The sequence below is a fragment of the Streptomyces liliiviolaceus genome (assembly GCF_018070025.1).
In the GTDB taxonomy this organism is placed as follows: domain Bacteria; phylum Actinomycetota; class Actinomycetes; order Streptomycetales; family Streptomycetaceae; genus Streptomyces; species Streptomyces liliiviolaceus.
In genome coordinates, this window is record NZ_JAGPYQ010000001.1 from 5021227 (window position 1) to 5033860 (window position 12634).

A 12634-nucleotide genomic window follows, 5' to 3' on the forward strand; every position below is an offset into this window, starting at 1 on the left:
GCCTGGCCCGCCGTGTCTGTCCGATCGGACAGCATTGCCCCGGGTGGCATGTCCGCTCGGACAACGTGTACTCGCGCGCCACGTCAATCAGTCATGGCTGCCGCTCCGGCCGGCCAGTGAGTGTTCTCCGGCCTCACTCCGCCGCGTGGGACCACGAGCGAGCGGTCCGGTTCGGTACGCGGTGGTCGGCGAGGGGCGTCTTCACTCGGTCTCCCCGGGGCGGCGTACCTGGTAGCGAAGGTGCGTGACGTCGCGGTCGTCCAGCCGTCGGACGAGGTCGAGCTCGATGTGCTCCCCACCGAGGTGGTCGAAGAGTCGTCGGCCTCCCCCGAGGAGCACCTGGACCAGGTGGATCTCCATCTCGTCGATGTGCCCGGCACGGAGGAGCGCCTGGGCCGCGCTCGCCCCGTGGACCATGACCGGCCGGTCCCCGGCGGCCTCGCGAGCCTGACGGGCGCATTCGTCGACATCGGTGACGAATCGCGCGTGGCCGGGTGGCACGTCCCCGTCGTCCACCTGGTGGGTGAGGACGAAGATCGGCACACCGTCGTGGTGGTCGCCCTGCCACCGCCCGGCGAGTTCGAAGGTCCGTCGGCCGGAGATCACCGCGCCGGTCGCCAGCGCCTCGCGATAGATCTGTCCGCTGGGACCGTCGGACTCGCGGTCGTCGAGCCAGTTGAAAAGACGCCCACCGGCACGTCCGAGCTCCTGGCCCGGCCGATCGTCCGGACCGGCGACGAAGCCGTCGAGCGACATGGACATGTACAGCCGAATCGGATTACGCATCCGGGTCTCCCTCTCTCCTCCATGACATCGCGATCAGTTCACGTCCCGATCCGTCGGCGGATCGGGATGTCACAGGGAAGACTTCGGGCAGTCGGCAAACTCATCGGGCCTGACGCGCCGGCCCCGATCAGTCAAGGATCGCGGTTGCCTCGACCTCGACGAGAACATCCGGCTCGAAGAGGTAATCGACTCCGATGAGGGAGGCCGGGGGCAGGGGAAGCCGGAGCCCGATCTCCTCGGCGACGGCCTCCACACCGGCCATGAAATCGCCGATCCTGTCAGGGCTCCACCGGGTCACGTAGAACGTCAGGCGCAGCACGTCCGTGAAGGACGCGCCCGCTCCCGCCAGCCCGACGGAGGTGTTGCGCAGCGCCTGGGCGACCTGCCCGGCCAGATCGCCGGGTGCGACCGGGGCCCCGTCGGCCCGGCGCGCGATCTGCCCGCTGACGTGAACGTGCCTCGTCCCGGTGCCCACGGCGACGTGGTGGTACGGGGTCGGCTGCAGCATGCCTTCCGGCGTGAAGTACTGAACAGTCATGGTCTTCTCTCCTCCGGAGTAAGTATCCGTAAGCTACTTAGTAGGAGAAGGACACTTCAACGAGACCAGGTTTCGCCATGGATACCGACGACGAACTCCTCATCGAGGCCCCGCACCGCGAACTGCTCGATCAGATCCTCGACAAGTGGTCGCTGAGCGTCCTCAACGAGCTCTGCGAACGCCCGTGCCGCTTCAACGAACTGCGCCGGGCCATCCCCCAGGTCACGCAGAAATCGCTGACCGTGACGCTCCGGCGGCTGGAACGCAACGGCGTGATCGAGCGCGAGGTCGTCTCCACCCGCCCCGTGGCGGTCCTGTACCGGATCACACCCCTCGGCAAGACCCTTCGGCACCCCATCGACGTGCTGCTGGAGTGGGCCTCACGGAACATGCCCGCCATCGAACGCGCACGCGAAGACTTCGACAGTCAGGAAGAAGCCGACCTGTGAGAGGTCCATGCGCAGAGTGCGTCACAGACGAACCGACGTCGACGTCTGCAGCACCTCCTCGTCGTCGGTGAAGGCGCCGGATGTCGTCGCCCCGCCGAGGAGCGCGGTGACGACGAGTGCCGCCGCACCGACAAGTGCCCACCGCAACCGCCAGGACCTGGTGCGCGCCGGCGCGTCGACCGGCGGTGCGACGTTCGCGGGCGCGAGGCCCACAGACCTGACCTCTGCGGGTACGGGTACGTCTACGGGACCGCACGCGATGCCGGTGCGGGCGTCCAGCCAAGCCTCCGCCTCGTCGCCCCGGATTCCGCAGGCCGCGACGAACGCCGCGACGAGTTCCTCACGCGGAAGCCGTTCCCTGCCGAGCATGGTCGCCGCGGTGGAGTACGGCAGACAGTGACCGGCGTCGGCCGCATGGCGTTCCAGTCGGCGGTAGCTCAGACCTGACCAGGCCTTGAGCCGTCGCAGCGCCGCCACGAAGGCGGCGGCGTCGGTGTCCGGCGGTGTGGGCGGTGCGGTGGTCATGACGCTGGTCCCCCTGATGAGCTGGACGTACACGGGCTCGCACAAGCTCGAACACCCTGACAGCTTGAAGAGCGGAAGCGGCGACCGTCAACCTCGGTGCGGATTCCCGATGTTGGAGGTCATAGGTCATATGGGTCTGCCCCGTAGTCGCCGCACCCGCACCGCCGTCACCGCCCTGGCCACCTTGCTGATGCTGGGCGCGTGCTCCCAGGAGGGTGACGCCCGGCGGCCGGCCACCCGGTCCGCCGCGGCCACCCCGACGGCGCGCGACGGGGAGTCGGTCGCCGACTTCCTGCACCGTGCCCTGCCCGCCGGGGCCGGCGGCACCGTGATCGCCGCACGCGGTGACGAACTCGCGTACTGCGGAGGGTTCGGCGCGGCGGACCGCGCCTCCGGCACTCCCGCGAGCTGCCGCACCGTGTACGACGTCATGTCGATCACGAAGCAGTTCACCGCCGCCGCGATCCTGAAGCTGGAGGTGAGGGGACGGCTGCGGGTGAGCGACCGGATCAGCCGCTTCCTGGGGCCGGTGCCCATGGACAAGCGCGACATCACGATCGACCAGTTGCTCACACACACCTCGGGTCTCGTGGAGGCACTCGGCGACGACTACCACCCCGTCACGCGCGACGAACTGGTGCGACAGGCACTGGCATCGAAACCGCAGTCGCCCCCGGGGAAGGAGTTCCACTACTCCAACACCGGATACAGCCTGCTCGCCGCGATCGTCGAGAAGGCGTCCGGGGAGGGGTACGAGCCGTTCCTGGCCCGGCACCTGTTCGCCCCGGCCGACATGGAACGCACGGGATACGTCCTGCCCCGGTGGCCACGGCACTTGATCGCGGTGGAGTACGACAGCAAGGGGCGCAGCCAGGGCAGGCCCGTCGACCATCCCTGGGCGCCCGACGGGCCGTACTGGCATCTGCGGGGCAACGGCGGCATGCTCTCCACCGCCGAGGACATGTTCCGGTGGCACCGGGCCCTCTCGGGCGACGAGATCCTGCCGCACCAGGCCAGGCGGAAGCTGTTCGCGCCGCGCGTACGGGTGCCCGGCCTGGACGGCTCGTACGGATACGGCTGGGCCGTCCGCGAGACCCCCGCCGGACGGACCGTCTGGCACAACGGCGGCAACGACTGGTCGCTGGCCTACCTCACGAGGTCGCTGCGCGACGGCGTCCTGGTCTTCTGGGTGAGCAACCACGCGTACCAGAAGGGCAAATGGAACCTGGAGGACCAGGCGGAGACCCTGACACAGGGCATCACCGACCGAGTCCGCACCGAGAACCGCTGAACCAGTAGCCCCTCGACGCGACACCCAGGTGTTCGGCCGGCTGTTCTTGGCGGGAACCAGGCGATCAAGTCCCTCCCCCGAACGGGAGAGACCCCGGTCATGCCGTCAGGCGGGTGCCGCGGCGCCAGACCGCGCGGGTGTTGAGGGTGTCGCCGATGTCGCTGGTCGGGTCGCCGTCAACCAGGAGGAGGTCGGCGCGGAGGCCCTCGGCGATGCGGCCCCGGTCGCTGAGGCGGAAGCGGCGGGCCGTGGTCGCCGTGGCCGCGCGCAGGGCCCGTGCGGGTGTGAGGCCGGCCGCCACCAGGTACTGCAGTTCGTGGTGCAGGCTCGCTCCGTGCGCCAGGCCCCCGAAGAACGTCTCGGGCATGGAGACGTCGGTACCGGCCAGCACGTCGACACCGGCGGCGTCCAGCGCGCGCACGGTGTCGTACACGTCGTCGAGCTTGCCCTGCGGGTAGCGGTTGTAGCTGGAGCGCAGGGTCCGGTCCCACGCGTCGTCGAGGCGTGCGGCGACCCGGGGGTCGTCGGCGAGTGCGCTGCCGGTGATCCCCATCATCGAGGCGTTGAGGGTGACGCAGGGGATGACGAACATGCCCGCGTCCCTGATGAGGGCGATGATCTCGGCGGTGTGCGGCTGGTCCATGAACACATGGGTGACGCCGTCGACACCGGCTTCGGCGGCCATCCTGGTGGCGTCCACGGTCAGCGCGTGGGCCACGGTGAGGGCGCCGTACTTCTTGGCTTCGGCGACACCGGCGTTCACGGTGGCCTGGTCGAGCGAGGGCAGCCCGGGGTGTCCCTCCACGCTGCCGTCGTCGATCATCAACTTGATGAAGTCGGATCCCCGGGCGAGGAGCTGCGGCACGTAGGCGGCGGCTTCCTCGGGGGTGGTGGAGAACGGCATCAGGGGCATCACCGGGGGAAGGTCCCACTTGGGCCGGAACCCCTCGGGCATCAGCTCGCTCGGGTGTCCGCCGGGCGGCGTGATGGCGAAACCGGAGGAGCGCACATCGGCCTGTGTGTCGTCATCGGTGATGGCCCCCCGGTTCTCCCGGGTGTTCATCCCCTGCATCTCCAGTTCGGTCGTCACCCCGAACCGCAGGGCGAGCGCCAGGGACCCCGGAGCGGAGTGGACATGGGCGTCGATGAGTCCCGGCAGCAGGGTGGCGCCGCTGCCGTCGACGATCTCGCTGCCCTGCGGGGCGTCGCCGCCGACGCGGGCGATCCTCCCGTCCTCGATGACCACGGTCTGCACGCCGACCGTCTTCTCCCCGTCGAAGATCTGCGCGCCTGTGATCGCGGTGAGCGCCATGGCGGTCCGCCTCATTTCCTGGTTCGTTCTGTATTTACATACCTAATGCTATGCACTTATTGAATGGTATGCAAATGAGTCTGCCGGGCCTAGACTCGGTACATGAGCAGCACGTCCTCCTCCGAGCAGCCCTCCGACGACCCGACGCTGGATCAGATCGGCCCGGCGCTGTCCCGTCTGCGGCGTCGCACACCGGCATCGAGCAAGGACCTCTCCCGCAACCTCGTGCTCAACGTCATCGCCGACGCGCCGGGCGAGACGACCGTCGGCGGGCTCGCCGCCGAGATGGGCGTCGCGCAACCCGTGGCCAGCCGGACCGTCGCCGCCTGCATAGAGGACGGACTGCTGCGCCGGGCGGCGTCCCAGTCCGACGGACGCCGCACCGTGCTGGAACTCACCGAGCACGGCGAGGCCGAACGCGAACGCTTCGCCGCCGAACAGCGAAAGGCGTTCCTGGAGATCACGGTCGCCTGGTCGCCGGAGGAGCGGACCCAGTTCACACGACTCCTGACACGGTACGGAGCCGACGCCACCGCCTGGTCGAGGAACCGGACCCCGAACCGCGACTGACGGTCCCGTCCGGATCTCGGCTCAGCGGCGGCGTCGACGGCGGGCCGCGACCGCCTCCGGGTCGAGCTGCGGGTCCGTCCACTCGGCGGCCAGGTCGAGACTCGCCTGACGGCCGGCCGCGATGTGGCCGTGCGCGAGGGCCGCGGCCCGGTCGCCGTCGCCCGCCTGGATCGCGTCGTACAACTCCTCGTGCTCGCTGCACTGTTGGGCCGGGTCCCGCTGGGCGGTGAGGCGGAACAACCAGTGCGTACGCGCCTCCAGTGGGCGCATGATGCCGGTCAGGAGCGGGTTGTCGGCGAGGTCGACGATGTCGATGTGGAAGCCCGCGTTGGCGGCGGCGATCGCGTCGCGGTCACCGGCGCGGGTCGCGGCGCGGGCGCTGTCGAGGCGGTCGGAAAGCCGCTTCAGGCCGGCCCGGTCGGTACGTTCGGCCGCCAGCCGGGCGGCGAGCGACTCCAGTGATTCCCGCACGTCGAACAGGTTCCGTACGTCCGCGGGGGTGAACGGGGCGACCAGGGCACCGCGGTGCGGCACGAGGAGGACCAGACCGTCGGCTTCCAGCAGCCGCAGAGCCTCCCGCAGCGGAATCCGGGAGACCTCCAGTTCGGCGGCGAGGTCGCGTTCCACCAGGCGCTGTCCGGGCCGCAGTTCAGCCTCGACGATCCGTTGACGCAGCGAGTCGTAGGCACGCTGGCGCAGGTATCCGCGCGGCTCGGCGGACGGTCCGGCGCTCTTGACCACGGGTTTCCTCCAGTTTCCGGGGCTGCTCACTCTAGGCCGCCACCCGGCAGGCGCAGCGAGTGCTAACCGCGCCCTAACACCGCTGAAACACAGGGCTTCCACACTGATTGCCACTTAACGGTATACCAGTAACCGGCTCTCGGCCCTGTCCCCCGGAGGCACTCGATGCCGCAGTTCCGTCCCCTCGTCCGCACGCGCACCCGTCCCCGTACTCGCTCCCGCAGCCTCAACCGTGCGCTGGCCTGTGCCGCCGCGTTCGGCGGGCTCGTCGCGCTCACCGGATGCGGCGGGTCCCCGTCGGCGAGCACCGCCGACAGCACGTTCAAGGTGGGTGTGCTCTTCCCCGGCTCGCTCTCCGACGACGGCTTCATGGAGTCGGCGTACCGCGGCTACCAGCGGGCCGCGAAGAAGCACGACGGCACGATCGCGTTCAGCAAGGTCGAACAGGTCACCACCGCCGACTACGAGCAGGCCCTCGTCCGCTTCGCCACCGGCTCGGACCTCGTCATCTCCCTCGGCGGGCAGACGGACGCCGCGGTACGGAAGGTCGCCGCACGGTTCCCCGACGTGAAGTTCGCGGAGATCGGCGGCCCCGCCGACGCCGAGCCGCTCGACAACCTCGCGCTCTACGACCCTCAACAGGCCGAGGCCGCCTACCTGTCGGGGGCCGCCTCCGCCCTGCTGTCCAAGAAGGGCACGGTGGCGTTCGTCGGCGGCGCGGAGCTGCCCGCCATCGTCAACGCGGCCAAGAACTTCGCGGACGGAGCCAAGGCCGCCGACCCCGGGGTGAAGGTCCTCGCGCCCCAGTACGTCGGTGACTTCAACGACGCCGCCAAGGCCAAGCAGTCCGCGCTCGCCGACTTCGGAGCCGGTGCCGACGTCCTCGGGCAGATCCTCAACCTCGGTCACAAGGGCCTCGCCCAGGCGGCCGCGCAGAGCGACGGCTCCCTCATCGGCGGTCCGATCGCCCACCCGTGCTCCTCCGACGCGGCCTACGCCGGGTACGTGGAGACGGACATCGGCGCGGAGATCGAGTACGCCGCGGACCACCTCGCCGCCGACACGTGGAAGGCGGAGTCGGTCCACTTCGGGCTGACCTTCGAAGAACCGCACAACGACATCGTGCTGTGCGGGAATCCGGCCTCGGCGACGACGAAGAAGCTCGACGGGCTGAAGGCGAAGATCGCAGCCGGGGAGATCAGGACCCGATGAGCGCGTCACCAGACCGCGAGACCCGGGCCCCCGCCCTGGAGATCCGGGATCTCGGCAAGTCCTTCGGCTCCGTGCGCGCGCTGCGGGACATCACGGTGGTCGTCGAGTCCGGCACCGTGCACTGCGTGCTGGGCGAGAACGGCGCCGGAAAGTCGACCCTGTGCCATCTCGTCGGCGGTTCGCTCGCCCCGGACACCGGCACGCTGCGCCTCTACGGGCAGCCGTACGCGCCGCGCCGCCCGGCCGACGCGCTCGGCGCCGGGATCGCCATGGTCCACCAGCACTTCAGCCTCGTACCGACGCTCACTGTGGGCGAGAACCTGCGGCTGCTGCGGCTGCCCGATCTCGCCAGGCGGGTGGACCGGGTCGCCGACGAGTACGGGCTGGTGCTCGATCTCGGCGCCCGGGTCGCCGAACTGCCCGTGGGACTGCGCCAGCGGGTCGAGATCGTCAAGGCCCTGCTGCGCGAGCCGCGACTGCTGCTGCTCGACGAGCCGACGGGTGTCCTCGACCCGGCCGGTACGGAGGCCCTGCTGGCGACCTGCCGGCTGATCGCGGACCGGGGCGGTGCGGTGGTCCTCATCACCCACAAGCTCGGCGAGGTCGCGCGGGCCGGTGACACGGCGACGGTGCTTCGCGGGGGCCGGGTCGTCGGGGGCGGTCCGCTCGCGGACCTGCCCGCCGAGCGGCTCGTCCCGCTGATGATCGGGCGTCCCGCCGACTCCCTGGACCCGGCGCTGTCCGGCACGATCGGACTGACCGGGACCGGGACCGACGCCGACGCTGGGGCCGAACCCGGACCCGATGTGGCGATCGGCTCCCCGGTCGCCGACCCCGCCCTCGACTGCGGCACGGCGACCCGGACCACCGCGCCACGCACCGCCGCCTCCCCCTCAGGCACAGCCACCCGCCAAGGACCGCCGGCACTGCGGATCCACGGCCTCACCGTGCGCGGCGCAGACGCTACGCCCGTCCTCGACGACGTCGCTCTGGAGGTCGAGCCCGGACACATCGTGGGGATCGCCGGTGTCGAGGGAAACGGGCAGAGCGAGCTCATGGCCGTGCTCGGCGGTTCCCGCGCCCCCGACTCGGGCTCCGTGACGCTCGGCCCCGCCGACATCACCCGGGCCACGCCCCGGCGCAGGACCGCGGCCGGGCTGGGCGTCGTTCCCGAGGACCGCCACCACGACGGCTGTGTCCCGGACCTGTCCGTGACGGACAACCTCCTCCTCGGCAGGCTCGGGCAATTCCGCCGCGGCGGACTGTTCCTGGACCGGCCCGCGATGCGCCGCGCGGCCCAGGACATGCTGTCCGCCCACGACATCAGGGCGGACAGCCCGGACACCCCGATGTCCGCGCTGTCCGGCGGCAACCAGCAGAAGGTGGTGCTGGCACGGGAACTCGCCCTGAACCCTCTGGTGTGTCTCGCCGCCGCGCAGCCCACCCGCGGTCTCGACGTCGGCGCCGTGGACGCCGTACACACCCGGATACGCGAGGCCGCCGAACAGGGCGCCGGGGTCCTGGTCGTCTCCTCGGAACTCGACGAACTCCTCGCCCTGTGCGACCGCGTGGTCGTCGCCTACCGGGGCCGGCTGTCCGCACCTGTCGCCACCGGCGCGCCGACGGCCCGAGAGCACATCGGACACCTGATGCTCGGCGCCGAGGCCGCGCCCGACCCCGTGACAACGGAACTCGTGAGAGCGGATTCCGCTCTCCCGGCGCACGAGGTGCCCTCCGCACATGACTCGCCCATCACTCCACCCCTGCCCTGAGACCGGCGTCCCGCCGCCGCCCCTCGCACCCCTTTTCGCGCAAGGACCGTCATGACCCTCTCTCTCGCCCCACCGCGCCTGCTCTCCCGGCTGCGCCATCCCCTGTCCCTGGCCACCGGTGCCGCGCTCCTGACCGTCGGGGTCGGTGCCGTGCTCGTCGTCGCCGCGGGCACCGACCCCTCGACCGCCTGGGCGGCCCTCGACGAGGGCATGTTCGGCTCCGCGTACTCCGTCGGCACCTCCCTGAACTCGGCGGCCGTGCTCGCCCTGATCGCCACCGGTTTCAGCGTGGCGCACCGGGCCGGACTGGTGAACGTGGGCGGCGAGGGGCAGTTGTGCGCGGGCGGCCTCGCCGCAGCGGCCACCGGACTGGCCCTGCCCGCCCAGGCCCCGGCCGCGGTCGGCGTACCGCTGACCCTGCTCGCCGGATTTCTCGGCGGCGCCGGATGGGCGTGGATCGCCGCGCTGCTGAAGACCCGGCGCGGCACCAGCGAGGTCATCACGACCCTCCTGCTGAACTTCGTGGGCGCGGGCGCCGTGTCCGTGGCCGTGCACGAGGAGGGACTGCTGCGGCAGCCGGTGACCTCCTCGGAGACACTGCCCCAGTCACAGCCGCTGGCGGAGGGCGCCCGGCTTCCCCTGATCGCCGGGGCACAGTCGCCCGCGACGGCCCTCGTGGTCGTCGCGGCCGTCACCGTCGTCGTGACCGCCGTCGTCCTGCGGTACACCGGGACCGGCCTGAAGCTGACGTCGGTGGGCCACTCCCCCGCCGCGTCGGCGCGGCTGGGACTGCCGGTGTCACGTCTTCAGGAGGGCGGGCTCGCGGTCGCGGGCGGCCTCGCGGGGCTCGCCGGTGCCTGCCTCGTGGCGAGCGCGCCGTACGTGCTGGCGGAACACTTCTCCTCCGGGTACGGCTTCACAGGGCTGGTGGTGGGCCTGCTGGCGCGCGGCTCGCTGATCGCGGTGGCCGCCGTCTCCCTGTTGCTGGGCTTCCTCACCAGCGGCGGCATCAACCTGCAGCTCGCGGCAGGGGTGCCCGCCTCGTCGGTGCAGATCGTGCAGAGCGTCCTGGTGCTGCTGATCGCGGCGGCGATGCTGTGGAGCAACCGCCGCGCCGGAGGTGCCGTATGAGTGCCGTGCTCGACGAACTCGCCGCGGGCGGGGTCCGCCTCGCCGTGCCGCTGCTGCTCGCCTCGGCCGGTGAACTGCCCAGCGAACGCGCGGGAGTTCTCAATCTGTCGGTCGAAGGAATGATGCTCACGGGCGCGTTCGCGGGCGCGGCCGGCGCCCTGGCCTCCGGGAGCGCGGTCGTGGGGGTGGGCACCGCGCTCGTCGCGGGTCTGGTCGTCGCGTTGCTCCAGGCGGTGCTGAGTGTCACCCTGCGCGCCGACCAGATCGTCACGGGCATCACGATCAACGCCCTGGCCCTGGGCGGCACGACCTACGCGGCACGGCTGTGGTTCGGCGACGGCGGCGCCGGCTCGGTGCCCGGCTTCGACCCGCTGCCGGTACCGGTGCTCAGGGACATCCCGGTCCTGGGGCCCGCCCTCTTCCAGCAGAGCGCCCTCGGCTACACGGCGTTCGCCGTGACGGCCGTCCTCGCCGTCGCCGGTGCACGTCGTACGGCGTGGGGGCTGGCGGTCGACGCGGTCGGGGAGGACGCGACCACCGCGGACCGGTGCGGGCTTCCCGTACGGGCCGTGCGGTACGCCGTCGTCCTGCTGACGGGCGCCACCTCGGCGCTGGCCGGCGCGCAGCTCGCGCTTTCGGAGGTGCACTCCTTCAGCGACAACCTCACGGCCGGTGTGGGCTATCTGGCGGTCGTCGCGGTGATCGCCGGGCGCTGGCGGGCCTGGCCCACCATGCTGGCCTGTCTGTTCTTCGGCACCGCGCAGGCCCTCCAGTTCGCCGCGCCCGCTCTCGGACTCCATGTGTCCGCGCCGCTGCTCACCACGTTGCCCTACGTGTTCGCGCTGCTGGCGGTCAGCGGTCTGGTCGGCCGCAGCAGGGCCCCGTCGGCGCTCACCGTGCCGTTCGTACGCGGCACATGACACCGCCACACCTTCAGCGATCCCCCACCCCCCACCAGACGTACCGGAGACAGCCGACGATGACCCTGATCCTGAACCGCTCCGACATCCGCGGTCTGCTCGAACACGCCACCGCCGAGGTGGAGGCGGCGGTGGAGCAGGCCCACCGCGACCTCACCCGCGGGCGGATTTCCCAGCCCGCACCGCCGGCTCTGGACCTGCCCGGTTCGGACGGCGCCTTTCTCCCCATGGCCGCCGTGTCAGCACCCGCCGGGTTGGCATCGGTCAAGTTCCTCGCGGACCTGCCCGCCAACCGGGAGCGCGGGCTGCCCGTGCAGCGCTCGACGGTCCTGGTCCTGTCGGCGCGGACCGGAGAGGCCGAGGCCGTTCTCGACGGGGCTCTGATCACCCGGTTCCGTACGGCCGCCGCGACCGCCGTCGCCACCCGGCTGCTGGCCCGGCAGAACGCCCAGGTCCTCGGCCTGGTCGGCACGGGACCACTGGCCCTGGCCCATGCGCGGGCACTGTCGACCGTACGGGACTGGAAGTCGGTGGTGGTGTGGGGCCGCACCCCCGCCAACGGCGCCGCCCTCGTGGACCGGATCTCGACCGAACTGGGCCTGCACGCCGAGCTGTTGGCCGGCCCGCGCGAGGTGACGGAAGCGGCGGACGTACTGTGCACGCTCACCCCGTCCCGGGAACCCGTCATCAAGGGCGCGTGGCTCCACTCGGGAACCCATGTCAACGCGGTGGGGGCGCCGCCCCGCCCCGACCACCGGGAGATCGACACCGAGGGGATCGTACGCTCCCGGCTGATCGTCGACTCCTTCGCCACCGTCCGCCGCAAGTCGGGCGAGGTGCTGATCCCCCTGGCCGAAGGCGCCCTCGCGGAAGCGGACTTCGACCGGGAACTGGGGGACGTACTCGAAGGTCTCGTACCGGCGCGCACCGCGGAGGACGAGATCACTCTCTTCGACTCGGTGGGCGTGGGACTCCAGGATCTGGCCGTGGCCCGACTGCTGATCGACCTCGCCGGGGAGTCCGGGACGGGCACCCGGACCGACCTGGCGGCGTGATACGCCGCCCGTGACGGACGCCGGTCCCGGGACGGTGCGCCTAACTCCGTTTTTCCCCGTCGATGAGGCGGCGCAGGAGGGACAGCAGCCGGGCGCTGAGCGTGGTGGGAGTGGGGGGTGCGGCCTGTCGGGCTCGGGAGAAGTATGTGTGGCTGGATTCTTTGCCGTCTATCCAGCGCTGTCCGCTGCCTACGATGACTTTCTCGCGGTTACTCACGGTGCCCCCTACGATCTTCGCCTGCCTCATGCCGGTGGTTTTCACTGTAGCTATCTTCTTTCCCCGTCAACGGCAGTTCTAATATTGTTTGTCCGCGCCACTAAGGGACTCACCC

13 protein-coding genes are annotated in these 12634 nt (G+C 71.1%); 8 read left to right on the forward strand and 5 right to left on the reverse strand.

What is annotated here, in order from left to right:
• Window positions 1-201: 201 nt before the first annotated feature.
• Window positions 202-786, reverse strand: a complete 585-nt coding sequence (locus J8N05_RS21975) for a dihydrofolate reductase family protein (RefSeq protein ID WP_210885145.1) — start codon at window positions 784-786, stop codon at window positions 202-204.
• Window positions 787-913: 127 nt separating this feature from the next.
• Entirely contained in the window at window positions 914-1324 is a 411-nt protein-coding gene (locus J8N05_RS21980) for a RidA family protein (protein WP_210885147.1), read from the reverse strand.
• A 77-nt stretch (window positions 1325-1401) separates the two neighbouring features.
• On the opposite strand from J8N05_RS21980, the gene J8N05_RS21985 reads away from it, so the two are divergent.
• Entirely contained in the window at window positions 1402-1773 is a 372-nt protein-coding gene (locus tag J8N05_RS21985; protein ID WP_210885148.1) for a winged helix-turn-helix transcriptional regulator, read from the forward strand.
• A 21-nt stretch (window positions 1774-1794) separates the two neighbouring features.
• On the opposite strand, the gene J8N05_RS21990 is transcribed toward J8N05_RS21985, so the two are convergent.
• Window positions 1795-2298: a hypothetical protein gene (locus J8N05_RS21990; protein ID WP_210885149.1), complete on the reverse strand. Its 504-nt coding sequence runs from the start codon at window positions 2296-2298 to the stop codon at window positions 1795-1797.
• Between the two features lie 130 nt (window positions 2299-2428).
• Between J8N05_RS21990 and J8N05_RS21995 the strand changes: the two genes are divergently transcribed.
• The gene (locus tag J8N05_RS21995; RefSeq protein ID WP_247706395.1) at window positions 2429-3589 is read left to right on the forward strand and encodes a serine hydrolase domain-containing protein; all 1161 of its coding nucleotides are present in this window, start codon (window positions 2429-2431) and stop codon (window positions 3587-3589) included.
• 97 nt (window positions 3590-3686) lie between these two features.
• Here the strand turns inward: J8N05_RS21995 and J8N05_RS22000 are convergent, their stop codons facing one another.
• A complete protein-coding gene (locus J8N05_RS22000) occupies window positions 3687-4901 on the reverse strand; it encodes an amidohydrolase family protein (RefSeq protein WP_210890294.1) in 1215 nt (404 codons plus the stop codon).
• Between the two features lie 102 nt (window positions 4902-5003).
• Between J8N05_RS22000 and J8N05_RS22005 the strand changes: the two genes are divergently transcribed.
• Window positions 5004-5471: a MarR family winged helix-turn-helix transcriptional regulator gene (locus J8N05_RS22005; protein ID WP_210885150.1), complete on the forward strand. Its 468-nt coding sequence runs from the start codon at window positions 5004-5006 to the stop codon at window positions 5469-5471.
• 21 nt (window positions 5472-5492) lie between these two features.
• Here J8N05_RS22005 and J8N05_RS22010 read toward each other — a convergent pair whose 3' ends face one another.
• Window positions 5493-6212, reverse strand: a complete 720-nt coding sequence (locus tag J8N05_RS22010; protein WP_247706396.1) for a GntR family transcriptional regulator — start codon at window positions 6210-6212, stop codon at window positions 5493-5495.
• Window positions 6213-6377: 165 nt separating this feature from the next.
• On the opposite strand from J8N05_RS22010, the gene J8N05_RS22015 reads away from it, so the two are divergent.
• The 5 genes from J8N05_RS22015 to J8N05_RS22035 are packed head-to-tail and all read left to right on the forward strand — an operon-like array spanning window position 6378 to window position 12302.
• Window positions 6378-7424, forward strand: coding sequence for a BMP family protein (locus J8N05_RS22015; RefSeq protein ID WP_210885151.1), 1047 nt, complete (start codon window positions 6378-6380; stop codon window positions 7422-7424).
• A complete protein-coding gene (locus J8N05_RS22020; RefSeq protein ID WP_210885152.1) occupies window positions 7421-9196 on the forward strand; it encodes an ABC transporter ATP-binding protein in 1776 nt (591 codons plus the stop codon). Before J8N05_RS22015 ends, J8N05_RS22020 begins: the two co-directional genes overlap by 4 nt.
• A gap of 51 nt (window positions 9197-9247) precedes the next feature.
• Window positions 9248-10327, forward strand: coding sequence for an ABC transporter permease (locus J8N05_RS22025; protein WP_210885153.1), 1080 nt, complete (start codon window positions 9248-9250; stop codon window positions 10325-10327).
• Window positions 10324-11247, forward strand: a complete 924-nt coding sequence (locus J8N05_RS22030; protein ID WP_210885155.1) for an ABC transporter permease — start codon at window positions 10324-10326, stop codon at window positions 11245-11247. Before J8N05_RS22025 ends, J8N05_RS22030 begins: the two co-directional genes overlap by 4 nt.
• Before the next feature lie 59 nt (window positions 11248-11306).
• The gene (locus J8N05_RS22035; RefSeq protein ID WP_210885157.1) at window positions 11307-12302 is read left to right on the forward strand and encodes an ornithine cyclodeaminase family protein; all 996 of its coding nucleotides are present in this window, start codon (window positions 11307-11309) and stop codon (window positions 12300-12302) included.
• Window positions 12303-12634 lie beyond the last annotated feature (332 nt).

Excerpts from the sequence above, each read along its gene's own strand:
- J8N05_RS21975 (WP_210885145.1), bottom strand. The coding sequence starts at position 786 with ATGCGTAATCCGATTCGGCTGTACATGTCCATGTCGCTCGACGGCTTC.
- J8N05_RS21980 (WP_210885147.1), bottom strand. The coding sequence starts at position 1,324 with ATGACTGTTCAGTACTTCACGCCGGAAGGCATGCTGCAGCCGACCCCG.
- J8N05_RS21985 (WP_210885148.1), top strand. The coding sequence starts at position 1,402 with ATGGATACCGACGACGAACTCCTCATCGAGGCCCCGCACCGCGAACTG.
- J8N05_RS21990 (WP_210885149.1), bottom strand. The coding sequence starts at position 2,298 with ATGACCACCGCACCGCCCACACCGCCGGACACCGACGCCGCCGCCTTC.
- J8N05_RS21995 (WP_247706395.1), top strand. The coding sequence starts at position 2,429 with ATGGGTCTGCCCCGTAGTCGCCGCACCCGCACCGCCGTCACCGCCCTG.
- J8N05_RS22000 (WP_210890294.1), bottom strand. The coding sequence starts at position 4,901 with ATGGCGCTCACCGCGATCACAGGCGCGCAGATCTTCGACGGGGAGAAG.
- J8N05_RS22005 (WP_210885150.1), top strand. The coding sequence starts at position 5,004 with ATGAGCAGCACGTCCTCCTCCGAGCAGCCCTCCGACGACCCGACGCTG.
- J8N05_RS22015 (WP_210885151.1), top strand. The coding sequence starts at position 6,378 with ATGCCGCAGTTCCGTCCCCTCGTCCGCACGCGCACCCGTCCCCGTACT.
- J8N05_RS22020 (WP_210885152.1), top strand. The coding sequence starts at position 7,421 with ATGAGCGCGTCACCAGACCGCGAGACCCGGGCCCCCGCCCTGGAGATC.
- J8N05_RS22025 (WP_210885153.1), top strand. The coding sequence starts at position 9,248 with ATGACCCTCTCTCTCGCCCCACCGCGCCTGCTCTCCCGGCTGCGCCAT.
- J8N05_RS22030 (WP_210885155.1), top strand. The coding sequence starts at position 10,324 with ATGAGTGCCGTGCTCGACGAACTCGCCGCGGGCGGGGTCCGCCTCGCC.
- J8N05_RS22035 (WP_210885157.1), top strand. The coding sequence starts at position 11,307 with ATGACCCTGATCCTGAACCGCTCCGACATCCGCGGTCTGCTCGAACAC.